Here is a 21,520-nt window from a genome sequence, read left to right as displayed (position 1 = left end):
TCCCGGGCGGCAGTCAGTTCGTCACGACGTTCAATACCAGGAAAATCAGTGCCGAGATCGTTGCCGCCGCCGGTACGGTGATCACCCAGGCCGCGACGATGGTCATGAAATGCGAACGGCGCACCAGCTTGCGGCGGCGGCGTTCCTCTGGTGCGATCCTTTTGACGGTGCCGACAGTGACATCCGGTCTGCGCAACCGCCGCTCCATATGCCATTCGCGGTAGAAGCCGACACCGAAGACCCCGCCGACAGCGATATGCGTCGAACTGACCGGCAGACCCAGCCAGGAGGCGATGATTACCGTGATGGCGGCAGAGAGCGCCACGCAATAGGCGCGCATCGGGTTCAGTTTGGTGATCTGGCTGCCGACCATGCGGATCAGTTTGGGCCCGAACAGGAACAACCCGAAAGAGATGCCGAAAGCGCCGATCACCATGACCCAATGCGGGATGCTGACCTTGGCTTCGAAGCCGCCGAATTCACTGGCATGCACGATGGCCGCCAGGGGCCCGACCGCATTGGCCACGTCATTGGCCCCATGGGCAAAGCTGAGCAGCGCCGCCGAAAAGACCAGCGGCAGGCCAAAGAGCAGTTTGACGGATTTGTTGCGGTTCTCCATCCCTTCCGACTTGCGCCGGATCCGCGGTGCGGAAATGGCATAGGTGGCCAGACCCACCAGCAGGCCGATGATCAGCGCAGTGGACATGCCGATGGTGACGACCTTGTTCAAACCCTTGAGCGCGAGATAGGTGGCAAAGACGCCGGCCATGAGCCCGACCAGCACCGGCACCCAGGTCCGCGAGGCGGCGATCTTGTCCTCCTGGTAGAGGATGCGCGCCTTGATGAAGGCCAGGAAGCCTGCCGCCACGACACCCCCCAGCACCGGCGAGATGACCCAGCTTGCCGCGATCATGCCCATGGAGGGCCAGTTCACCACAGACATCCCTGCCGCCGCGATACCGGCCCCCATGACCCCGCCCACAACCGAATGGGTGGTCGAGACGGGCGCCCCGACCCAGGTGGCCAGATTGACCCAGAGGGCAGAGGATATGAGCGCCGCCATCATCGCCCAGATGAAAATCCGCGTGTCCGCGATGGAAGCAGGGTCGATGATGCCTTTGGAAATGGTGGAGACCACGTCGCCCCCCGCCAGCAGGGCGCCCGCGCTTTCGCACAGGGCCGCGATCAGGATGGCCCCGCCCATGGTCAGGGCATTCGCCCCGACCGCCGGACCCATGTTGTTGGCAACGTCATTTGCCCCGATGTTGACCGCCATGTAGGCGCCAAAGACGGCGGCGGCGATCACCACGAAGTTCTGCGGGGTCTGACCGAAGAAAATGGAGGCCATCACCCCGGCCAGCACCATGAAGGCCAGCGCGATCCCGGTGGCGACCAGGGGCCGCGACACATAGGCCGTGGCCTGTTCGACCTGCGAAATCCGATTAAGGTCGGTATCCAGCGTCTTCCATTGGCTGCCCTTCGGTCGGCTGCTCATACCTGTTGTCTCCCCCGGTGACATGTCTATGGGTTCCACCGGTTGGCACAGCGGGCCTTCGCGCGCAAGTGTGCTGTGGGATCACGGGGGGTCGTCAGGCGCTTCAGAGGGCGCGCAGCATGTCCTGCAGGTCAGGTTCCTCGACCAGCTCGGCGGCCCGTTCGGGGGTGAACCAGGCACGCTTGCGCACATCCGCCTCCGGATAATCCTCGCCCAGTTCCTTGACCCGCGTCAGATAGACCTGCGCCTCGACCGGGATGGTCAGACCTTCGGTCATGCCCTTGGCATAATAGTAAAATCCCACCGGATCGCTTTCGATCTCGGCCTTGCGCACGCCGGCCTCTTCCCAGGCTTCCTGCAGGGCGGCACCGGGGCCGTCCAGCCCGTCGATCGGCCAGCCCTTGGGCACGATCCAGCGGCCCGTGTCGCGGCTGGTGATCAGCAGCACGCGCTTGCCCTCCGCTGTGTCGCGATAGCACAGGGCCGCGACCTGCAAACGCTTGGGGCGTTTCAGAATAGGAAGGACCATCTCGGTCCAGGCGAGGCGAAAGGCGTGTATCATCTGGTTTGCCTGTTAATTTCTTATTAATATCATCGTCTTGTATCTGCCTGTGGATAACTTATTCCCCGCCGAAAGGCAAATCCAATCTGTTGGCTTGCACCTTGCGGGTCCAGCGACCACTCTGCGGACAAACAATTGAGGGAGCAATCATGACCGCCACTGCAGATATAGGTGTTTTCGGTTTGGGGACAATGGGTTCCGCTCTGGCATTGAATTTGGCAGAGAGCGGATTCACCGTTGCGGTCTCCAACCGGGAGGCGGAATGGATTGACCCGTTCCTGGTAGAAGCGGGGCCGCTGGCCGACCGCCTTGTCGGCACCCCGGCACTGGCCGGTTTCGTCGCGGCGCTTGCCACCCCCCGGTCGATCCTGTTCATGATCCCGTCGGGCGCGCCGATGGATGCGATGATCGCCGAGATCGCACCCCTGCTGGACCCGGGCGATACCATTATCGACGGCGGAAATGCCGATTTCAACGACACCCGCAGACGCGCGGCTGCGCTGAAGGACAAGGGGCTGCATTTCGTCGGCATGGGCGTGTCGGGCGGCGAGGAGGGCGCGCGCCACGGCCCTTCGATGATGGTGGGCGGCACCGATCATTCCTGGACCCAGTTGCAACCGATGCTGGAGGCAATTGCCGCGAGATTCGAGGGGGATCCCTGCGTTGCGCATCTGGGTCCCGACGGGGCGGGCCATTTCGTCAAGACCGTTCACAACGGCATCGAATATGCCGATATGCAAATGATTTCAGAGGTTTACGGGCTGTTGCGCGACGGTGCCGGACAAACGGCGCAGAGCATCGGCAGGCTCTTTGAGGGCTGGCGCGAGGGGCCGCTGAAATCCTACCTGATGGATGTATCCGCGACCGTGCTGTCCTCCACCGACAGGGAGACGGGGCAGCCGATGGTCGATGTGATCCGCGATCAGGCGGGGCAAAAGGGCACCGGCCGCTGGACCCTGATCGAGGCCCTGAGGATGGGGCAATCGGCCAGCACCATCGAGGCGGCGGTGGGCGCGCGCGGCTGGTCCTCGGAAAAGGACATGCGCGCGGCGGCGGAGCCGATGCTGGCAGCGGGCGCGCTGGACACGCAGATGCCCCCTGAGAGGGACCTGGAGCTGGCGCTGCTGGCGGGACGCATCCTGTCACATGCGCAGGGGTTCCGCATCCTGTCGGCGGCTTCCGGGGAATTCGGCTGGCAGCTGGATCTGGCCCGGATTTCAGAGATCTGGCGGGCCGGCTGCATCATCCGCTCCGCCTTGCTGGATGACCTCGCGTCAGCCTTCCGCGGGGAGCTGCCCCATGGCCACCTGATCCTGGCCCCCGCGATCCGCACCCAGTTGCAGGAGGCGATCCCGGCATTGCGGCGGGTGCTGGTGGCGGCGGTCTCCATGGGCGTGGCGCTGCCTGCGCTCTCTGCGGGGCTGGCGTGGTATGACACCATGCGCCGGGCGCGGGGCACGGCAAACCTGATCCAGGCGCAGCGTGATTTCTTTGGACATCACGGGTTCGGGCGGCTGGACATGGCCGGAAACCACCACGGTACATGGGATGAGCCGAGCTGAACAACCCCGCGCAAGATGACGATTTTTTTGAAAAAATCGGCCCAGACTTTTTAAAAAGTCTGGCACCGCCTCAGGCAAATGGGTCTTCCGGATAGCCGACATGCGCGAGGTAGAGCCCCTGTGGCGGGCAGACCGGACCGCAGGCCGCCCGGTCGCGGGCATCAAGCGCCTTTTGCATGTCCTGCGGCTGCCATGATCCGGTGCCGACCCGCTCCAGCGAGCCGACAAAGCTGCGGACCTGATTGTGCAGGAACGACCGTGCGCGCACATCGAAATGGTATTCCACGCCGCCGGGTGCCTCAACCTGTGCAATGGTCAGGTGATCCAGCGTCTTGACCGGGCTGTCCGCCTGACACACGGTTGAACGAAAGGTGGTAAAGTCGTGCTTTCCAAGCAGAATCCCCGCCGCCTCCCGCATGGCCTCAAGGTCCAGGTGGTGTTTGATCTGCCAGACCAGACCGGCGCTGTGCACGGCAGGTGCGCGGCGCGACAGGATGCGGAAAAGATACCGCCGTTCCAGGGCTGAAAAGCGCGCGTGAAAATCATCCGGCACGGCCTTGCAATCAAGGATCGCGACGGGCTGCGGCTTGAGGTGATAGTTCAGCGCTTCCGACAGGCGAAACGGGTCCCAGTCATCCGCCATGTCGCAATGGGCCACCTGCGCCAGCGCATGCACGCCCGCGTCGGTGCGCCCGGCGGCGACAATGTTGTGGGTGCGCGGTTCCAGCCGGGCCAGGGCCGCTTCGATCGCGCCCTGAACCGAGGACAGGTTCGTCTGCCTTTGCCAGCCAACGAAGGGCGCGCCGTGGTATTCGATTTTCAGGGCATATCGGGGCATGGCCGCGCTTTAGCGGGGCGGTGGCCATCTGGCAATCCCTGCGTCGCGACCCTATGTTACACCCAGCAACGAAGGGACGGGCAAGGCATTGGTCATCGGGCGGATCGCGGACGGCATCTGGCGTCAGGTCGAAAATGTGCAGGACGCGGTGTCGGAGACGTTCATGGAGCCCGTGATCCGGCTGGGCGTGACCGGGCTGGCGCGGTCCGGCAAGACGGTCTTTATCACCTCGCTGGTGGCGAACCTGCTGGACCGTGGCCGCATGCCCGGTCTGGTTGCCGCGCGGGAGGGGCGGATTCAGGCCGCGTTCCTGCAGCCCCAGCCCGACGACACCGTGCCGCGTTTCGAATATGAATCCCATCTGGCCGCGCTGACCGGCCCTGCACCCCATTGGCCCGACAGCACCCGCGCGATTTCCGAATTGCGCCTGTCGCTCAAGGTGCGGCCCACCGGTTTGCTCGCTGGGTTGCAGGGGCCGCGCACCATCCATCTGGATATTGTCGACTACCCCGGCGAATGGCTGCTGGATCTGGGGCTGATGGAGCGCAGTTTCGAAGATTGGTCGCGCGAGACCCTGGAACGGATCGCGGCGCGGCCCTCGGCTGCCGAATTCATGGCGCGCGCGCGCAACGTCGACCCCGAGGGCAAACATGACGAGCCGCTGGCGCAGGAGCTTGCCCGGCTTTTTGGCGAATATCTGGTTCAGGCCCGCGCGGCGGGGTTTTCCGACTGCACGCCGGGGCGGTTTCTGCTGCCTGGCGATCTTGCGGGCAGCCCCGTGCTTACCTTTGCCCCGATTCCGGTTGAGGGGGCGTCTTCGCGCGGTTCGCTTCACCGCGAGATGGCGCGCCGGTTCGAAGCTTACAAATCCCGCGTGGTGCGGCCGTTTTTCCGGGATCATTTCGCGCGCATCGACCGGCAGATCGTGCTGGTGGACGCGCTGGGTGCGATCCATCAGGGGCCACAGGCGGTGGAGGACCTTCGCGGCGCCATGGGCGAGACGCTGGGCGCCTTCAGGCCCGGCCGCAACCGGTTCCTGAGCAGCCTGCTGGGTGGCAAGCGGGTGGAGAAGATCCTCTTTGCCGCCACCAAGGCCGATCATCTGCATCACAGCCAGCATCCCAAACTGACCGCGATCATGGAGGCGCTGACCCGCGAGGCGCGGGACCGGGCGCAATATGCAGGTGCGGGGACCGCCGCCATGGCCATCGCCTCGCTGCGGGCCACGACCGAAGACATGATGAAACATCAGGGCGAAGATCTGGGCGTGGTGCGCGGCACCCTGCTGGAGACCGGCAAGGAGGCGGCTTTCTATCCCGGTGACCTGCCTTCGGACCCCGCACATCTGCTGACGCCTGCGCGCAGCGGGGCGGAAAGCTGGCTGGATCAGGACTACCAGATCATGCGGTTTGCACCGGCCCCGCTGGAGCTGCGCCCCGGCGACGGGCCGCCGCATATCCGGCTGGACCGGGCGGCGGAATTCCTGTTCGGGGACCGGCTGTGATTCGGCTGCGGGCGGCGCGGCCCGTCGATGCGGGGGCGGTGGGGATGATCCTGTCCGAATTCGTGGACACGACCTCCTGGATGCCCCGCATCCACAGCCGGGCGCAGGATCTGGCCCATGCGGCGGATATGATCGACCTTGGCTGGGTGACCCTGGCCGTGGGGGTGGACGAGGTTCTGGGCTTTGCCGCGCGCGACGCTGCCCAACTGCATGCGCTATATGTCGCGCGGGCGGCACGGGGACAGGGCATTGGCAGCGATCTGCTGCGGCAGGCGCAGGCCGCGGCACCGGCGCTGACGCTCTGGACCTTTCAGGCCAATACCGGCGCGCAGCGGTTCTACCTGCGGCATGGGTTCCGTGAAGCGTTGCGGACACAGGGCGAGGCCAATGACGAAGGCCTGCCCGACATTCGCTATGACTGGCAACAGGAGGCAAGGTGATGGCCAGGGGCCCGGTTCTGTTTGAACTCGACGAAGACGCGGCACCGCGCCCGCAGGTGGCCGAAGCGCCGCCGGTGCCGGATCTGTCGGACCCGGCGCCAAAGGGGCAGGCGATGCAGATCGCTGCCCAGCTTGCCGCGCGGCGCGCCTCGTTGTTGGTGCGTCTGTTCTGGTGGCTGGCAACGGCGCTGGTGGGGGCTGCGGTCTCCATCGCGGCATGGAGTTTCATCACCGGGTTGATGGCGCAATATCCGCTGCTGGGCTGGGCGATGACGGTGCTGGTCGCGGCCTTCCTTTTGGTCCTGTCGCTGCTTTGCCTGCGCGAGATGGCTGCCTTTGGCCGTCTGGCCCGGCTCGACGGGCTGCGCCATGATGCGGCAGAGGCGCTGGCGCAGGCTGATCTGGGTGCCGCGCGGGCCGTCACAGACCGGATGGTCGCGCTCTACAAGGGCCGCGAGGATACCCGCTGGGGCCGGGACAGGCTGGCGGAACTGCGGGGGGACCAGCTGGATGCACAGGGTCTGCTGGCACTGACCGAGGCCGAACTGCTTGGCCCGCTCGACCTTGCCGCCAGCCGCGAGGTCGAGGCGGCGGCGCGGCAGGTGGCGACGGTGACGGCGCTGGTGCCGCTGGCGCTGGCCGATGTGGCCGCGGCGCTGACATCGAACCTGCGGATGATCCGCCGGATTGCGGAAATCTACGGCGGCCGCTCGGGTTTTTTCGGCTCATGGCGGCTGACCCGTGCGGTGCTGTCGCATCTTGTGGCGACGGGTGCGGTGGCCGTGGGCGACGACATGCTGGAACCGATCCTGGGCGGATCGCTGCTGGGCAAGCTCAGCCGGCGCTTTGGCGAAGGCCTGGTGAACGGGGCGCTGACCGCGCGCGTCGGTGTGGCAGCGATGGAGGTGTGCCGCCCCTTGCCCTTTACCCCGTCAAAACGCCCCAGGGTGCGGAGCATCATCAAACGCGCCCTTGGCGGGCTGTTCGGCAAGCAAGGCTGATCTGCCCGGTTTATTCCCGGTCGTATGAAGTCGCGCGAAGATGGCTTTTACCTCATCGCTGACCCGGAACGGGACAACGGGCAGGCGATGGCCCGGCGCCTTCGGCTTGTTCCGGGCCTGGGTGCCTTTCATCGACGGCAGTAAATTCCGCACTGCCGACGCTACCCCACGCGTCACCAAAGGGCCGGTCCGGGCCAGAGATACCTGTCGTTCGGGTCAGAATTGCAGGATGCGGCCCGTTGATGCGATTCAGAAAATCGGATGTACCGGGTCAAAGCTGCGCGACATTCTTCACTGGTGGCAGCGACGGAAAGGTTTCGCTGCTGCGTATCAGGGGTGTGAATTGTATTTTTCGACTGCGAACTAGGGTATAGCTCTCTCGTCTCAGTCATTTTCGGATCGGATCTGCATGCGGTTTCTCAGACAGAGTATGATCGGCCTGTTCCTCGCGGCGGCGACGCTGGGGCTTTTGGTGTTTGCCGTCTATCTGGTCGGCAGCGCGCTGCAGGAACGTCTTGCGCAGGAACCCCGGACACCGCCCGCGCGCGAACGGGTGTTTTCAGTCAATGTGATGCTGGCCGAGGCGACGGATATCGCTCCGGTGCTGGAAACCTTCGGCGCGCTGCAAAGCCGCCGTCTGCTGGAACTGCGCGCCGCTGTCGGCGGGCGCGTCGTTGAACTGGCGGAAGATTTCGAGGATGGCGGCGCGGTTGAGGCCGGACAGGTACTGGTGCGGCTTGACCCCAGCGATGCGCAGGCGGCGGTGGACCGGGCTGCCAGCGATATCGCCGATGCGCAGGCCGAACAGCGCGATGCGGAACGGGCGCTGGTGCTGGCACGGGATTCTCTCACTGCTGCCGAAGAACAGGCCGCCCTGCGCGACCGTGCCTTTGACCGGCAACAGGATCTGGGGGAGCGGGGCGTCAGCACCGCCACCGCAACGGAAACCGCCGAACTGGCCGCATCGACCGCCCGGCTGGCGGTGATCTCCTCCCGGCAGGCGGTTGCAGCGGCGGAGGCGCGGGTGGATCAATCCGCGACCAGCCTGCAACGGGCAAGGATCGCCCTGGCAGAGGCAGAGCGCCGTCTGGACGACACGACGATCGAAGCGCCGTTTTCCGGCACGCTTTCGGCCACTTCCGTGGTGGTGGGGCGCCTGGCCTCTGCCAATGAGCAGCTGGCGCAGTTGATCGACCCCGATGATCTGGAGGTGTCGTTTCGCCTGTCCACGGCGCAATATGCCCGCCTGCTGGACGATGAGGGCCGGTTGATCCGCAGCGATGTCACCGTGACGCTGGATGTGGCCGGTGTCGACCTGGAGGCGCGGGGCCGCATCAGCCGGGCCAGTGCCGCCGCGGGCGAGGGGGCGACGGGGCGTCTGATCTTTGCCGCGCTGGAGAATGCCGCCGGGTTCAAGACCGGCGATTTCGTCACCGTCCGGGTGGCAGAGCCGGTGCTGCAGAACGTGGTGAAATTGCCCGCTTCCGCGCTGGATGCCGGTGACAGCGTGCTGGTGCTGGGCGAAGGCAACAGGCTGGAACAGGTGTCGGTGGAATTGCTGCGCCGCCAGGGTGACGACGTGCTGGTCAGGGGGCCGGTCGAGGGCCGCCAGGTCGTGAGCGAACGCTCGCCCCTGCTGGGTGCAGGCATTGCCGTCAAACCCCTTGACCGGGCATTGCCGCAACCACAGCCGGATGAGGCGGCGGATATGCTGGAACTGAGTGAAGAGCGCCGCGCGCGATTGGTGGCCTTTGTCGAGGCCAGCAGCGCGATGCCGCAGGAGGCAAAGGAACGGGTCTTGGCACGGCTGTCGGAACCGCGTGTCCCTGCCGGCATGGTGGCGCGGCTGGAAAGCCGGATGGGGGGCTAGGGTATGGCCCGCGCGATCACGGGCAAGGCCGGGGGGCTGCTGTCCTACTTCGTGCGGCACCGCACGGCGGCGAACCTTCTGCTGGTCCTGCTGCTGGTTGCCGGGGCTGCTGCCGCGCCGAACATGCGTGCGCAGTTCTTCCCCGATGTGATTGTCGACAACGTCACTGTCACCACGGTCTGGGACGGGGCGGGAGCCGAGGATGTGGACGCCGCAATCGTGCAGGTGCTGGAACCGGCGCTGCTGGCGGTTGAGGGTGTCGAAAGCTCGGAAAGCACGTCGCGCGAAGGGCGGGGCACGGTCACGCTGGATTTCGAACCGGGCTGGGACATGGCACGCGCGGCGACCGATGTGCAAACGGCGGTGGATGCCATCACCACCCTGCCGGAGGAGGCGGAAGACCCCAATGTCCGGCGCGGGGCCTGGCGCGACCGGGTGACAGATGTGGTCATCACCGGCCCCATTGCCCCCGAACAGCTGGGCCGGTTTGCCGATGAATTCGTGACCCGGCTGTTCGCCCGCGGTGTCACCCGCACGTCGATCCAGGGGATCGCGGCGTCACAGACTCTGGTCGAGGTGCCTTCCGCCAAGCTGATCGCCTTTGACATATCCATGGCCGATATCGCCGCTGCCATCGCCTCCGAAGTCGATGCGGACCCGGCAGGGGATGTCACCGGGGCCAATGCAAGGGTCCGCACCGGCACCGCCAAACGCAGCGCACAGGAGATTTCGGGGATCGTCCTGCGTTCCAACGCCGATGGCTCCAAGCTGACCATCGGTGACCTGGCGACCGTGCGCAGCGAAGGGGTGGACCGGATGCAATCCTACTTCGTCGGTGCCAATCCCGCCGTTTCGGTCCGGGTGGACCGCTCTGACGGGGGTGATGCCATCGGCATCCAGGCCACGGTCGAGGAGGTGGCGGCAGAGCTGTCGGCCAGCCTGCCCGCAAATGTCACCGTCGAATTGATCCGCACCCGGGCGGAGGCGATCACCGGGCGGCTGGACCTGCTGATCGACAATGGTCTTATGGGGCTGGGGCTGGTTGTGCTGCTGCTGTTCCTGTTCCTGAACGCGCGCACCGCCTTCTGGGTGGCGGCTGGCATTCCGGTGGCGATGGGGGCGGCCATCGCGCTGATGTATGCGGGCGGGCTCACCTTCAACATGATCTCGCTTTTCGGGCTGATCATCACGCTGGGCATCGTGGTCGACGATGCCATCGTGGTGGGCGAATATGCCGATCAGCGCTACCGGGCCGGTGAAGGCGCCTTGCAGGCGGCGGAGAATGCCGCGCGGCGGATGGCGATGCCGGTTTTTGCCGCCACCCTGACGACCATCATCGCCTTTTACGGGCTGGTTGTTGTCGGGGGCCGGTTCGGTGACCTGATCCAGGATATCCCCTTTACCGTGATTGCCGTTCTGGCCGCGTCGCTGGTTGAATGTTTCCTGATCCTGCCCAACCACATGGCACATGCGATGCGCGCGGCGGCCAGGGAACATTGGTACGATCTGCCCAGCCGGGTGGTGAACCGCGGGTTCGAGTTCATGCGCGACCGGCTCTTCCGCCCCTTCATGGCCGGGGTGATCGCCGCCCGCTATGTCGTGCTGGCGGGTGTGGTCGTGGTGCTGGCGTCGCAGATCACGCTGTTTATCAACGGATCGGTGCAATGGCGGTTCTTCAATTCGCCGGAGCAGGGCTCCGTGTCGGGCAGTTTTGCTATGGCAGAGGGGGCCAGCCGCGCCGACACGATGGAGATGATGCGCGAGATGCAGCGCGCGACCGAAGCCCTGGGTGCGGAATATGAGGCGCGCTACGGGGCCAATCCGCTGGACTATGTGATGGCACAGATCGGCGGCACCTCGGGGCGCGGCCTGGCCGGGGCCGACAACAAGGATGCGGATCTGCTGGGCGGCATCTCCATCGAATTGATCGACGCCGATCTGCGCCCCTATTCCAGCTTTGCCTTCGTGGGCGAATTGCAGGACCGGGTGGTGAACCATCCGCTGGCTGAAACCGTCAGCTTTCGCGGCTGGCGGTCAGGACCGGGCGGCGATGCGCTGGACGTGCAATTCTACGGGGCCAGTACCGAAAGGCTCAAGGCTGCGGCGGAAGACCTGAAGAATGCATTGCGCCGCTATCCCGAGGTCAGCGCGGTCGAGGACAACCTGGCCTATGACAAGGAAGAGCTGATCCTCGATCTGACCCCGCAGGGGCAGGCGCTGGGCTTTACCATCGACACGCTGGGGCGGGTGCTGCGCAATCGCCTGGCCGGGATCGAAGCGGCGACCTATCCCGATGGTCCCCGCTCTGCCGCGATCCGGGTGGAACTGCCCGAGGGCGAGCTGACGGCGGATTTCCTGGACCGGACCCAGATGCGCACGCCGGAGGGGCTTTATGTGCCGCTGGCCGATATCGTCAGCGTGGCGCGGCGGACCGGTTTCAGCACGGTGCGGCGCGAGAACGGGATCAGGCTGATCTCGGTGACCGGCGATATCTCGGAAGACGATGCCGCCCGCGCGACAGAGATCCAGCAGGCCCTGCAGGAGGTCATCCTGCCGCGCATCGCCTCGGAACAGCAGGTCGAGTTCCGCCTGTCCGGGCTGAGCGAACAGGAAAGCGATTTCCTCAGCGACGCGCTGACCGGGCTGATTCTGGTTCTGACGGGCATCTACCTGGTATTGGCATGGATCTTTGGCAGCTGGACCCGGCCCCTGGTGGTGATGGCGATCATCCCCTTCGGGCTGGTCGGGGCGATCTATGGGCACGCGCTGTGGGATGTGCCGCTGAGCATGTTCACGGTGGTGGGGCTGCTGGGCATGACCGGGATCATCATCAATGATTCCATCGTGCTGGTGACGACCATCGACGAATATGCCGAAACGCGGGGGCTGGTCCCCTCGATCATCGACGGCGCGGCAGATCGGCTGCGGCCCGTGATGCTGACCACGCTGACCACGGTGCTGGGCATGGCGCCGCTGCTTTATGAGCAAAGCCAGCAGGCGCAGTTTCTCAAGCCCACGGTGATCACGCTGGTCTATGGGCTGGGCTTTGGCATGTTGCTGGTGCTTCTTGTGGTGCCCGCATTGGTGGCGGCCCAGCAGGATGTGGCGTTGCAGGTGACCGCGATGCGGCGCGGCCTGCGGGCACCGCTGCGCAGCCTGCGGCTGGGGATGATCGCGCTTTGGCTGCTGGTGCTGGCCTGGGGTGGTCTGACGCTGGGCTGGGCGGTCTGGCAGGGCAGCGTGCAGCCGACGGTTTCCGGGCTGGTTCCCTTTGCCATGGGCGGAATCCAGGGTGCGCTGCTGTTGTTCGTGATCGGGGCCGGGGTGATTGCGCTGGCAGGTTACGTCACCGGCGCGCTTTATTTCGCCCTGTCGGGCAGGCGGGCGAAGGCGGCCGCCAGCTGACCTCCGACACCTGCAGCGTCCCGCCTTTAACCTGATACACCCGGTATCGGCGCTACGGAGTGTAAGGCGGGGCTTTAGCCGGGTGCGCAGCCGCGGATTTCTATGGCCTGATTGTCGCCCAATACGGTGATGGTGATGGCCGATCTGTCGATTGCCACGGCGCCCCCCGATATCGCGGACAATGCGCCCCTTGCCGTCAGCGTTCCGCCGGACCTTGTGCTGTCCATCTCGCCCGCCCAGAGGCCGGGCTGGCCGGGTTCGATCACCACCAGTTCGCTTTTGCCGGCGCGGGGCATATCCAGCCGCGTCTCGATCTCAAGCCCGTTTGCCGTTGGCCGCAAGCTGCAGGTGGCGGAACGGACGCCGGCCTCCGACCCCGAATAGGCGCGTGCGGCGAGGGCCGCTGCAATGGCCGGTGTCGGCCTGCTGTCCGTGCCGTCCAGCATGGCAGAGACTTCCAGTTGCTGCGGCACGCAGATGTCGCTGCAAACGCCGAAATCCAGGGTTGCCGTCAGGCGCATCGGCTTGTCTGCGCTGCGCGGGGCAAGGGTGATCGGCAGCACCAGCTCGTCCTTGTAGCCGATGGTGCGCACCCCGCCCTCGTGGAATACTTTCGGTGCCGGCCAGGTGATGCCGACGCCGCGCAGATTGTCCGACTGCGACCAGTCGAATTGCGGCGGGATGCCGGCATCGCCGGGCGCGCGCCAGTAGGTCTTCCAGCCCGGTGCCAGTTTGAACCTGATCGCCGCGACGCGGGTGCCGTCCGCCTTGACCCATCCGGGCAGGATTTCCGCTGTAACGGGTGTGCCGATTCCGGTCTGGGCGAACCCCGGCAGGGCGGTTGCCAGACAAAGGGCCAGCGCGGATGCAAGATGTTTGATCATGCCCGTTCAATGGCCCAAGCGCGCGCCCCTGCCAAGTCACGTTTGCATCATCCATGTTTCGGGCAAGGTCACCGACATTTGATCCACCCCTTGCCACAGCCTGCCTGCTTGGGCATCGTAAAGGCTGAAATCACCTGTAATGACATGCCGTAGCCGATGAACCTGACCGGAAAACTTCTTGTTGCGATGCCCGGCATGGGCGACCCCCGCTTTGCCCATGCGGTGATTTTTGTCGCCGATCATTCGGAAAAGGGGGCGATGGGGCTGATCGTCAACAAGCCCGCGGCAGACATGGCGCTGTCCGATGTGCTGGACCAGATCGAGACCCCCACAGCCCCGGCGCAGTTCGACCTGCGGGTGCATATCGGCGGGCCGGTGGAGACCGGGCGCGGCTTCGTGCTGCATTCGCCGGAATACCGCTCTGCCATGCAGACCATGAACATCGCAGGTGCTTTTGCCGTGACGGCGACGCTTGATGTGCTTGAGGACATCGCCGCAGGCAAGGGGCCCGAAAAGGCGCAGTTGATGCTGGGTTATTCCGGTTGGGGGCCTGACCAGCTGGAGGGCGAGATTGCCCAGAATGGCTGGCTGACCTGCGAGGCAACCCAAGAAACGGTGTTCGACCTGCCGGACGAGCGCAAATGGTCTGCGGCGCTGAAATCGCTGGGCGTCGATCCCCTGGGCCTGTCGGCGACGGCAGGCAGGGCCTGACCCCGGGATCTCTTCCGCAATCTCTTAACGTGGGGCGGCGGCGCGGCGCAGCCTGTCGTTGATGGCACGACCCAGCCCGTGATCGGGGATCGGAGCCACCGCGATGGGGCGGTTCATGGCGTCTAGCTGGTGCAAATGGTCAAACAGATGGCTTGCCGCCGCCACCAGATCGCCGGTCGGGGAGAGATTCAGCACCCCGTCCACCGGGCCGAACCCCAGCAGCACCTCTTCGGCCTCTGCCGATGTGGCATTCAGCCGGACCCGCGCGCGCGGCGCGTAGTGGGAGGCAAGCTGCCCCGGTGCAATCACCTCTGCGCCGCTCACAACCGACAGCGGCCGGCCAAGGGCCGCTTCCACGGCCTCCTGCGGCAGCCCGCCTGCGCGCAGCAGGGTGGGGGCCGGGCCATCCAGGCCGATGATGGTGCTTTCCAGACCCACCGTGCAGGGGCCATCGTCCAGCACTGCTGCGATGCGCCCTGACAGACCGGCCAAGACATGTGCAGCCGTGGTCGGGCTGATCCGACCCGATGGATTGGCCGAAGGGGCCGCCACCGGGCCGCCGAAAGCCTCCAGCAGCGCATGGGCTGCGGGATGGGCCGGCACCCGCAGGGCCACCGTGTCCAGGCCCGCGGTCACCAGCGTTGAAAGCCCGTGACCGGGTTTCAGCGGCAGGACCAGCGTCAGCGGTCCCGGCCAGAATGCGGTTGCCAGGATTTCCGCCATGTCGGACCATTGCACATAGCTGCGGGCCAGTCCGGCATCCGCCAGATGGGCGATCAGCGGATTGAAACCGGGCCGGCCCTTGGCCGCATAGACCCGCGCCACGGCATCCCCGTCACGCGCATCCGCGCCCAGCCCATAGACCGTCTCGGTCGGGAAGGCGACCAACTGCCCGGAGGACAGGAGTGCTGCGGCCCTGGCGATGCCGTCCGTGTCGAATTGCAGGATCTCTGACTGATCGGCCATGGGTGCTGATGACGCTGCGTTTTGGGTTGCGGGGCAGGGTGCCGCGCTTCATGTTGACGGCACTACGGACCTGCCCATAGCAGGGTGGGGACGGGGTTGCCAAGCCGCTGCGCCCCAGTCGGGAGAGGATAGACATGCCATACCAAGCTGCCACAGATGAATTTGCCTTTCTGATCGAACACATCCTGGACACGGAGGCCCTGCGCGCCACAGCGCGTTTTGCGGAGGCGACAGAGGATGTCACCCGTGCCATCCTCTCCGAGGCGGGCAAGATGTGCGACGCGGTGCTGGCACCGCTGCAGCGCCCCGGCGACCTGCATCCGGCCAGGCTTGAAAACGGGGTCGTGCGCACCTCACCCGGCTTTGCCGAGGGGTTTCGCGCCATCGCGGAGGGTGGCTGGATCGGCATAACGGCGGACCCGGAGCATGGCGGCATGGGCCTGCCGATGACATTGAACACCGCCGTGAACGAGATGATGAGCGGCGCCTGCCTGTCGCTGCAACTGGCCCCGCTGATGAGCCAGGGTCAGATCGAGGCGCTGGAGCATCATGCCTCTGACGCACTCAAGGCACTTTACCTGCCCAAGCTGATCTCGGGCGAATGGACCGGCACGATGAACCTGACCGAACCGCAGGCCGGTTCGGACGTGGGCGCGCTGTCGACCAGGGCCGAGGACAAGGGCGACGGCACCTATGCGATCACCGGGCAGAAGATCTACATCTCCTGGGGTGACAACGACTTTGCCGAGAACGTCTGCCACCTGGTGCTGGCGCGTCTGCCCGGCGCCCCTGCGGGGACCAAGGGGATCAGCCTGTTTCTGGTGCCGAAGTTCCTGCCGGATGCCGATGGCAACCCGGGCAGGCGCAATGATCTGAAGGTCGTCAGCCTGGAGCACAAGCTGGGCCTGCATGGCTCGCCCACTGCCGTGATGGAATACGCCGGTGCCACCGGCTGGATGGTGGGGCCGGAACAGGGCGGCATGGCCGCGATGTTCACCATGATGAACAACGCGCGTCTGGGTGTCGGCGGGCAGGGCGTGGGCGTGGCGGAAGGTGCCTATCAGCACGCGCTGGCCTATGCGCAGGAACGCAGGCAGGGCGGCAAGGGCACGATCATCGACCATGCCGATGTGCGCCGGATGCTGGCGACCATGAAGGCCGACATCTATGTCGCGCGGGCCATCGCCATGTCCTGTGCCCATGCCATCGACATGACCAATGCCACCGGCGACGCCGCCTGGAAGGCGCGGGCGGCGCTGCTGACCCCGATTGCCAAGGCCTTTGGCACCGACGTGGGCAACGAGGTTGCCCAGACCGGCGTGCAGGTCCACGGCGGCATGGGCTTTGTCGAGGAAACCGGCGCCGCGCAATTCGCCCGCGACGTGCGGGTCACCGCGATCTACGAGGGCACCAACGGCATTCAGGCGATGGATCTGGTGGGCCGCAAGATGATGGACGGCGGCGATGCGGCGGGCGCGCTGCTGGACGAGATGGAAGCGGACATCGAACGGGCGCGCGACAGCTTTCCCAACATGGCCGATGCGGTCTGGCAGGCCTGCGAAAGCCTGCGCGAGGCGACCGACTGGCTGGTGGCGCAGGATGACATGCAGGCGCGCTTTGCCGGGGCTGTGCCCTATCTGCGGGCCTTTGCACGGGTGCTGGGGGGGCATCTGCACCTCAAGGCCGCCATGGCCGACAAGGGCGGGCCGCGCGAACGCCTTGCGCGGTTCTATATCCAGCGGATCATGCCGGAATATGGCGGGCTGCTGACCCATGCCCAGGCGGGCGCGGCCGATCTCTTTGCCGTCACAGCCGACGATCTGGTGGCGTAATGGCTGATATTGCACCCGCCGGCCTGCGCTATCCCTGGGAGACGCCGCCCGAACATGGCACCGCCGCGATCGAGGTTGCGCCCGGCGTGCTCTGGCTGCGGATGCCGCTGCCGATGAAGCTGGATCACGTGAACATCTATGCGCTGGATGAAGGTGACAGCTGGACCATCATCGACACCGGGTTTTCGTCGAAGAAGTCCAAGGCGATCTGGGCAGAGGCATTGGCAGGCCCGCTGGGGGGCAAACCTGTCAGCCGGGTGGTGGTGACGCATCACCACCCCGATCACGTGGGCCTCGCCGGATGGTTCCAGACCGAACACGGCGCCGAGCTGGTGACCACGCGTACCGCCTGGCTGACGGCGCGGATGCTGACCCTCGACACGCAGGAAGTGGCCCCGGCCGAAACGCTGAGCTTTTACCGCCAGTCGGGCATGCACAGCGAGCTGCTGGAGAAACGGAGCAACGACCGGCCCTTCAACTTTGCCGATGTGGTCGACCCGATGCCGCTGGGCTACACCCGGATCAGGCAGGACGACACCATTGTCATGGGCGGGCGCACCTGGGATGTGCACATCGGCAATGGCCATGCCCCGGAGCATGCGACCTTCTGGAGCAGGGACGACAACCTGGTGATTGCAGGGGATCAGATATTGCCCTCCATCAGCCCGAATGTCGGTGTCTATGCAACCGAGCCGATGGCGGATCCGATTGGCGAATGGCTTGAGGCCTGCGAGCGGCTGGCTCCGCTGGCGCGGGCCGATCATCTGGTGCTGGGTGGACACAAACTGCCCTTTACCGGCCTGCCCAAGCGGATGGAGCAACTGATCGAGAATCATCACGGCGCATTGAAACGTCTGATGGATTTCATCGCGACCCCCAGATCCGCGTCGGAATGTTTCCCGCCCCTGTTCAAACGCAAGATCGGCGAGGGCGAATATGGCCTTGCCCTGGTTGAAGCCGTTGCCCATCTGAGCCACCTATACCAGACAGGCCACGCCACCCGCGCGCTGCGGCAGCAGGACGGGGCCTGGGTGTACCAGAGCAAGGTGTGAACATGGACAACGAGATCAAGACCGCCGCCGAAGCCTATGAGGCCGACGCGCTGCCGCGCCGCTATGAGGTTCACATGGACCCCGAGACGGCCCGCGCGCAGGACCAGCCGGTGCCCGGTGCGGTCAGCGGTCAGCCCATGGAGCAGAAATCACCGGCCCAATGGGCCTATGAACGCATTGTCCTTTACCTCAAGAAATTCGAAGAGCAGCTGGACAGCGATCACGAGGTCGCGATGGGCTTTACCGGGGCTGATGCCGGGGTGCTGCGGATCGTGGGCATGGGCTATTTCGATCCCGATATCATCACCTTTTACGGGGCCGATCCGGTGGGCGGAAGAATGCAGCATATCCAGCATGTCAGCCAGTTGAACGTGATCCTGCGGGCGCTGCCGAAAGCGGTCGAGGATGCCGAACCCAACCGGATCGGCTTCCGGCTGGTCCAGGACCTGGAGAATGATGCGGACAACAGCGCCGCGACAACCTGACCCTGAGCCACTATGGGGTCGTGACAGGACGGTTTGAATAGGGTAGTCAGCCGCAAACATTGAAACGAGGGACCGATTGATATGGCCGATCACGAACATGGCAGCATGGACATCAAGGTGCAGGAACAGACCTTTGCATCTTTCATGTCCTTTGTGACCCGCACCGGAATCATCATTCTGCTGCTGCTGGTGCTGATGGCGATCTTCATCCGCTGAGGCGCTGCGGCATCCGGTGATGCCAGGCATATGTGACCAGTATCGGAGATTTCTTTAGTGAAACGCCTGTTGACCGGCCTTGTTTGCGCCGCCCTTCTTGCCGGTTGCGCGGCTGACACAAGCCCCGACAGCCCGCCGGAAGCAGTGGCCGCGGCCGCCTATCAGGCGCCGGGCCCCAAGAAAATCACCGTCTTCACGATGATCAACAACCGCACCGGCAAGGGCGGTCATACCGCCTTGCTGGTCAATGGCTCCCAGCAGGTCATCTTCGACCCGGCGGGGTCATTCCGCGACGAACGCGTCGTCGAACGCGGCGATGTGCTCTATGGCATGACACCGTCCTGGATCCAGGCCTACAAATCCGCCCATGCGCGTGAGACATTTCATGTGGTCACCCAGGAAATGATCGTGACACCCGAGCAGGCGGAAACCGCGCTGCGGCTGGTCCAGTCGAATGGCGCTGTGCCCGGTGCCTATTGCGCCAATGCCACCACTTCCCTGCTCAAGAAGGTTCCGGGCTTTGGTGACATCGAAACCACCTTCTACCCGGCGCAGTTCATGGAACAGATTGCAAAACGCCCCGGTGTGACCACCACCCGCTATTTCGAAGATGACGAAGGCCATGTGACCGACGCGGTCAAGGCGGGCATTGTCGTCGCGGATTAACCGCTACCCCAGCAGATAGAGCAGACCGTACAGCGTTGCCGCCCCTGAAAGGATGGCACCGATGACATTCTTGGTCAGAACGCCCACCGCCAGGGTGACCGTCGCTGCCGCCAGCCGTGCGGGGTCGAACTCGCCCCCGGTTGCATTCGGCCAGAGAACCTGGGGTGCCACCAGGGCAGGCAATACGGCGACAGCGGTGTAACGCAGGTGCCGCAGCAACCATTCCGGCATCGCCCGGTTGCCGACCAGCCCGGTAAAGACGAATCGCAAGAAGAAGCTGCCCAGCCCCAGCCCGATGATCACGATCCAGAGTGTTGTCTTGTCGATCATGTCGGACCTCCCGCGCGGCGCTTCATCCGGCGCTCGACCTCTGCGCCTGCCATCATGCCGATCAAGCCGGCGACGATGACGCCCAGCGAATAGGGTATGCCGGTCGCGAACAGGCTGACGACAACAGCGACAAAGGCCGCAACCACATGGGCCAGCGTGCGGAACATCGGCGCGATCATCGCGAGAAATGTAATCGGAATCGCAAAATCAAGCGCCAGGCCGTCCGGCACCCGGGCGCCAAGGTAGGCACCGATGAAGGTAAAGAAATACCACAGCGGCACGATCGGCGTGACCGCCCCAAAGAAATATCCCATCCGCTGCGGGATCGTCATCTTTGGCGCCTTTTCGTATTGGGCCATCGCGATGACATAGGATTGATCGACTGTCAGATAGGCCGCCAGCGCGCGCTGCCACAGCGGCGCGCCCCCGATCCAGGGGGTAAGAGAGGCGGAATACATCGCCATGCGCAGGTTCACCGCAAGGGCAGAGCACAGGACGATCACCGTCGGGGCCTCTTCCTGCATCAGCTGCAGGGCAGTGAACTGCGCGGCCCCGGCAATGACCACCACGGAAAAGGACAGCGCCTCGATCACCGAAAGACCGGCTTCGGTGGCCAGCAGGCCAAAGAGCGCAGCAAAGGGAATGATCACCAGAATGAAGGGGGCACCGTCGGCGATGCCCTTCAGATAGGCGGATTTGGTGGTGGTGATGGTCATGGGATACCCCTAGATTATGCAGACAGGGGTAACCTGTTACAAAAGGGGATACAATTGGCCCAGAACCCGGATTTGTCTGATTTCCTGATCGCGCCCGATCCTGCGGCGGATCGTCTGACACGGGCGGTGCGCGGCACGGACCAGAACGGGGTCGAGACCGACATCCGCGTGGTGGAGGAGCGCCCGCTGACCATCTACCTCAACCGTCAGGAGATCGTCACCGCGATGACCATCGGGGATTATCCCAAGTATCTGGCGCTGGGATTCCTGCGCAATCAGCAGATGCTGCGCTTGGGCGATGAGATCACCGGCGTGGATTATGACGAAGAGCTGGAAACCGTGGTGGTCCGCACCGCTGTCGAAACCGATTTCGAAGACAAGATGCGCCGCAAGACGCGGACGTCGGGCTGTGCGGTCGGCACCGTCTTTGGTGACATGATGGAGGGGCTGGACCAGGTACATCTGCCGCAGACGCCGGTGACGACCTCTGCACTTTATGCGCTTTCCGCCCGGATCAACCGGACGCCCAGCCTGTACCTCACGGCGGGTGCGATCCATGGCACCGTGTTGTGCCAGGGGCAGCGCGCGCTGGTCTATATGGAGGATGTCGGGCGCCACAACGCGGTGGACAAGATCGCGGGCTGGATGCTGTCCGAGGGCGTCGACGGGGCGGACAAGATACTTTATACCACCGGCAGGCTGACCTCCGAAATGGTGATCAAGACGGCGATGATGGGCATCCCGGTGCTGGTGTCACGCTCGGGCTTTACCGCCTGGGGCGTGGAAATTGCGCGGCAGGTCGGGCTGACCCTGATCGGACGCCTGAAGGGGCGGCGGTTCATCTGCCTGAGCGGTGCGGAACGTCTGGTGCGGGATGTGGATCCGGAAACTGTGGCCGATGAGCCAAAGCGCTCCGGGCGGAAGGCCGCATCATGAGCGAGAGCTACGCGTTGCGCTTTGCGGGCATGCTGGTCCCCGGCGGTGG

Annotated in this window: 20 protein-coding genes; 13 read left to right on the top strand and 7 right to left on the bottom strand. The window is 65.0% G+C overall.

Features of this window, described 5'->3' with window-relative positions:
* Nucleotides 1–13 precede the first annotated feature (13 nt).
* Both PVW51_RS05595 and PVW51_RS05590 read right to left on the bottom strand, forming a co-directional pair.
* Nucleotides 14–1,495 carry an inorganic phosphate transporter gene (locus tag PVW51_RS05595; protein ID WP_274573920.1) on the bottom strand — a complete coding sequence of 494 codons (1,482 nt, stop codon included), beginning with the start codon at nucleotides 1,493–1,495 and terminating at the stop codon, nucleotides 14–16.
* A 103-nt stretch (nucleotides 1,496–1,598) separates the two neighbouring features.
* Nucleotides 1,599–2,057, bottom strand: coding sequence for an NUDIX hydrolase (locus tag PVW51_RS05590; RefSeq protein WP_269361341.1), 459 nt, complete (start codon nucleotides 2,055–2,057; stop codon nucleotides 1,599–1,601).
* A 149-nt stretch (nucleotides 2,058–2,206) separates the two neighbouring features.
* On the opposite strand from PVW51_RS05590, the gene gndA reads away from it, so the two are divergent.
* The gene (gndA, locus tag PVW51_RS05585) at nucleotides 2,207–3,619 is read left to right on the top strand and encodes an NADP-dependent phosphogluconate dehydrogenase (RefSeq protein WP_274573919.1); all 1,413 of its coding nucleotides are present in this window, start codon (nucleotides 2,207–2,209) and stop codon (nucleotides 3,617–3,619) included.
* Between the two features lie 70 nt (nucleotides 3,620–3,689).
* Here gndA and truA read toward each other — a convergent pair whose 3' ends face one another.
* The gene (truA, locus tag PVW51_RS05580) at nucleotides 3,690–4,457 is read right to left on the bottom strand and encodes a tRNA pseudouridine(38-40) synthase TruA (protein WP_274573918.1); all 768 of its coding nucleotides are present in this window, start codon (nucleotides 4,455–4,457) and stop codon (nucleotides 3,690–3,692) included.
* An 88-nt stretch (nucleotides 4,458–4,545) separates the two neighbouring features.
* On the opposite strand from truA, the gene PVW51_RS05575 reads away from it, so the two are divergent.
* From PVW51_RS05575 to PVW51_RS05555, 5 genes are all read left to right on the top strand, one after another.
* Nucleotides 4,546–5,961 (top strand): YcjX family protein, encoded by a 1,416-nt coding sequence (locus tag PVW51_RS05575; protein ID WP_274573917.1) that lies wholly within the window; start codon nucleotides 4,546–4,548, stop codon nucleotides 5,959–5,961.
* On the top strand, nucleotides 5,958–6,401 hold the full coding sequence (locus PVW51_RS05570) for a GNAT family N-acetyltransferase (RefSeq protein ID WP_338019745.1): 444 nt from the start codon (nucleotides 5,958–5,960) through the stop codon (nucleotides 6,399–6,401). Before PVW51_RS05575 ends, PVW51_RS05570 begins: the two co-directional genes overlap by 4 nt.
* The gene (locus tag PVW51_RS05565; RefSeq protein ID WP_274573916.1) at nucleotides 6,401–7,402 is read left to right on the top strand and encodes a YcjF family protein; all 1,002 of its coding nucleotides are present in this window, start codon (nucleotides 6,401–6,403) and stop codon (nucleotides 7,400–7,402) included. The genes PVW51_RS05570 and PVW51_RS05565 overlap by 1 nt, the downstream gene beginning before the upstream one ends.
* A 409-nt stretch (nucleotides 7,403–7,811) precedes the next feature.
* Nucleotides 7,812–9,272 carry an efflux RND transporter periplasmic adaptor subunit gene (locus PVW51_RS05560; protein ID WP_274573915.1) on the top strand — a complete coding sequence of 487 codons (1,461 nt, stop codon included), beginning with the start codon at nucleotides 7,812–7,814 and terminating at the stop codon, nucleotides 9,270–9,272.
* Nucleotides 9,273–9,275: 3 nt separating this feature from the next.
* A complete protein-coding gene (locus PVW51_RS05555) occupies nucleotides 9,276–12,677 on the top strand; it encodes an efflux RND transporter permease subunit (RefSeq protein ID WP_274573914.1) in 3,402 nt (1,133 codons plus the stop codon).
* A 74-nt stretch (nucleotides 12,678–12,751) separates the two neighbouring features.
* On the opposite strand, the gene PVW51_RS05550 is transcribed toward PVW51_RS05555, so the two are convergent.
* Entirely contained in the window at nucleotides 12,752–13,561 is an 810-nt protein-coding gene (locus tag PVW51_RS05550; protein WP_274573913.1) for a protein-disulfide reductase DsbD domain-containing protein, read from the bottom strand.
* A 156-nt stretch (nucleotides 13,562–13,717) separates the two neighbouring features.
* Here PVW51_RS05550 and PVW51_RS05545 point away from each other — a divergent pair, with 156 nt between their 5' ends.
* On the top strand, nucleotides 13,718–14,272 hold the full coding sequence (locus PVW51_RS05545) for a YqgE/AlgH family protein (protein WP_269361328.1): 555 nt from the start codon (nucleotides 13,718–13,720) through the stop codon (nucleotides 14,270–14,272).
* Nucleotides 14,273–14,296: 24 nt separating this feature from the next.
* Here the strand turns inward: PVW51_RS05545 and PVW51_RS05540 are convergent, their stop codons facing one another.
* The gene (locus PVW51_RS05540; RefSeq protein ID WP_269361326.1) at nucleotides 14,297–15,238 is read right to left on the bottom strand and encodes an L-threonylcarbamoyladenylate synthase; all 942 of its coding nucleotides are present in this window, start codon (nucleotides 15,236–15,238) and stop codon (nucleotides 14,297–14,299) included.
* A 134-nt stretch (nucleotides 15,239–15,372) separates the two neighbouring features.
* Between PVW51_RS05540 and PVW51_RS05535 the strand changes: the two genes are divergently transcribed.
* The 5 genes from PVW51_RS05535 (at nucleotide 15,373) to PVW51_RS05515 (ending at nucleotide 19,489) form a co-directional block, all read left to right on the top strand.
* Nucleotides 15,373–17,070: an acyl-CoA dehydrogenase gene (locus PVW51_RS05535; RefSeq protein ID WP_269361324.1), complete on the top strand. Its 1,698-nt coding sequence runs from the start codon at nucleotides 15,373–15,375 to the stop codon at nucleotides 17,068–17,070.
* A complete protein-coding gene (locus PVW51_RS05530; RefSeq protein WP_274573912.1) occupies nucleotides 17,070–18,122 on the top strand; it encodes an MBL fold metallo-hydrolase in 1,053 nt (350 codons plus the stop codon). Before PVW51_RS05535 ends, PVW51_RS05530 begins: the two co-directional genes overlap by 1 nt.
* Nucleotides 18,123–18,124: 2 nt before the next feature.
* On the top strand, nucleotides 18,125–18,607 hold the full coding sequence (locus tag PVW51_RS05525) for a DUF6173 family protein (RefSeq protein WP_269361321.1): 483 nt from the start codon (nucleotides 18,125–18,127) through the stop codon (nucleotides 18,605–18,607).
* 81 nt (nucleotides 18,608–18,688) lie between these two features.
* A complete protein-coding gene (locus tag PVW51_RS05520; protein WP_269361319.1) occupies nucleotides 18,689–18,823 on the top strand; it encodes an aa3-type cytochrome c oxidase subunit IV in 135 nt (44 codons plus the stop codon).
* A gap of 69 nt (nucleotides 18,824–18,892) precedes the next feature.
* A complete protein-coding gene (locus PVW51_RS05515) occupies nucleotides 18,893–19,489 on the top strand; it encodes a hypothetical protein (RefSeq protein ID WP_274573911.1) in 597 nt (198 codons plus the stop codon).
* A 3-nt stretch (nucleotides 19,490–19,492) separates the two neighbouring features.
* Here the strand turns inward: PVW51_RS05515 and PVW51_RS05510 are convergent, their stop codons facing one another.
* Both PVW51_RS05510 and PVW51_RS05505 read right to left on the bottom strand, forming a co-directional pair.
* Nucleotides 19,493–19,819 carry an AzlD domain-containing protein gene (locus tag PVW51_RS05510; protein ID WP_269361316.1) on the bottom strand — a complete coding sequence of 109 codons (327 nt, stop codon included), beginning with the start codon at nucleotides 19,817–19,819 and terminating at the stop codon, nucleotides 19,493–19,495.
* Nucleotides 19,816–20,535 carry an AzlC family ABC transporter permease gene (locus tag PVW51_RS05505; protein WP_274573910.1) on the bottom strand — a complete coding sequence of 240 codons (720 nt, stop codon included), beginning with the start codon at nucleotides 20,533–20,535 and terminating at the stop codon, nucleotides 19,816–19,818. Before PVW51_RS05505 ends, PVW51_RS05510 begins: the two co-directional genes overlap by 4 nt.
* A 54-nt stretch (nucleotides 20,536–20,589) precedes the next feature.
* Between PVW51_RS05505 and PVW51_RS05500 the strand changes: the two genes are divergently transcribed.
* Nucleotides 20,590–21,471, top strand: a complete 882-nt coding sequence (locus PVW51_RS05500; protein WP_274573909.1) for a formate dehydrogenase accessory sulfurtransferase FdhD — start codon at nucleotides 20,590–20,592, stop codon at nucleotides 21,469–21,471.
* Nucleotides 21,472–21,520: the final 49 nt, after the last annotated feature.

Origin of the sequence: Sulfitobacter sp. PR48, from assembly GCF_028807335.1 — a bacterium.
Classification (GTDB): domain Bacteria; phylum Pseudomonadota; class Alphaproteobacteria; order Rhodobacterales; family Rhodobacteraceae; genus Sulfitobacter.
The sequence above is the reverse complement of the archived record's forward strand: the minus strand, read 5'-3'. Positions and strand labels throughout refer to the sequence as shown.

Bases quoted from the DNA above. Each gene is read 5' to 3' on its own strand.
- PVW51_RS05595 (WP_274573920.1), bottom strand. From the start codon at position 1,495: ATGAGCAGCCGACCGAAGGGCAGCCAATGGAAGACGCTGGATACCGAC.
- PVW51_RS05590 (WP_269361341.1), bottom strand. From the start codon at position 2,057: ATGATACACGCCTTTCGCCTCGCCTGGACCGAGATGGTCCTTCCTATT.
- gndA (WP_274573919.1), top strand. From the start codon at position 2,207: ATGACCGCCACTGCAGATATAGGTGTTTTCGGTTTGGGGACAATGGGT.
- truA (WP_274573918.1), bottom strand. From the start codon at position 4,457: ATGCCCCGATATGCCCTGAAAATCGAATACCACGGCGCGCCCTTCGTT.
- PVW51_RS05565 (WP_274573916.1), top strand. From the start codon at position 6,401: ATGGCCAGGGGCCCGGTTCTGTTTGAACTCGACGAAGACGCGGCACCG.
- PVW51_RS05560 (WP_274573915.1), top strand. From the start codon at position 7,812: ATGCGGTTTCTCAGACAGAGTATGATCGGCCTGTTCCTCGCGGCGGCG.
- PVW51_RS05555 (WP_274573914.1), top strand. From the start codon at position 9,276: ATGGCCCGCGCGATCACGGGCAAGGCCGGGGGGCTGCTGTCCTACTTC.
- PVW51_RS05550 (WP_274573913.1), bottom strand. From the start codon at position 13,561: ATGATCAAACATCTTGCATCCGCGCTGGCCCTTTGTCTGGCAACCGCC.
- PVW51_RS05545 (WP_269361328.1), top strand. From the start codon at position 13,718: ATGAACCTGACCGGAAAACTTCTTGTTGCGATGCCCGGCATGGGCGAC.
- PVW51_RS05540 (WP_269361326.1), bottom strand. From the start codon at position 15,238: ATGGCCGATCAGTCAGAGATCCTGCAATTCGACACGGACGGCATCGCC.
- PVW51_RS05535 (WP_269361324.1), top strand. From the start codon at position 15,373: ATGCCATACCAAGCTGCCACAGATGAATTTGCCTTTCTGATCGAACAC.
- PVW51_RS05530 (WP_274573912.1), top strand. From the start codon at position 17,070: ATGGCTGATATTGCACCCGCCGGCCTGCGCTATCCCTGGGAGACGCCG.
- PVW51_RS05525 (WP_269361321.1), top strand. From the start codon at position 18,125: ATGGACAACGAGATCAAGACCGCCGCCGAAGCCTATGAGGCCGACGCG.
- PVW51_RS05520 (WP_269361319.1), top strand. From the start codon at position 18,689: ATGGCCGATCACGAACATGGCAGCATGGACATCAAGGTGCAGGAACAG.
- PVW51_RS05510 (WP_269361316.1), bottom strand. From the start codon at position 19,819: ATGATCGACAAGACAACACTCTGGATCGTGATCATCGGGCTGGGGCTG.
- PVW51_RS05505 (WP_274573910.1), bottom strand. From the start codon at position 20,535: ATGACCATCACCACCACCAAATCCGCCTATCTGAAGGGCATCGCCGAC.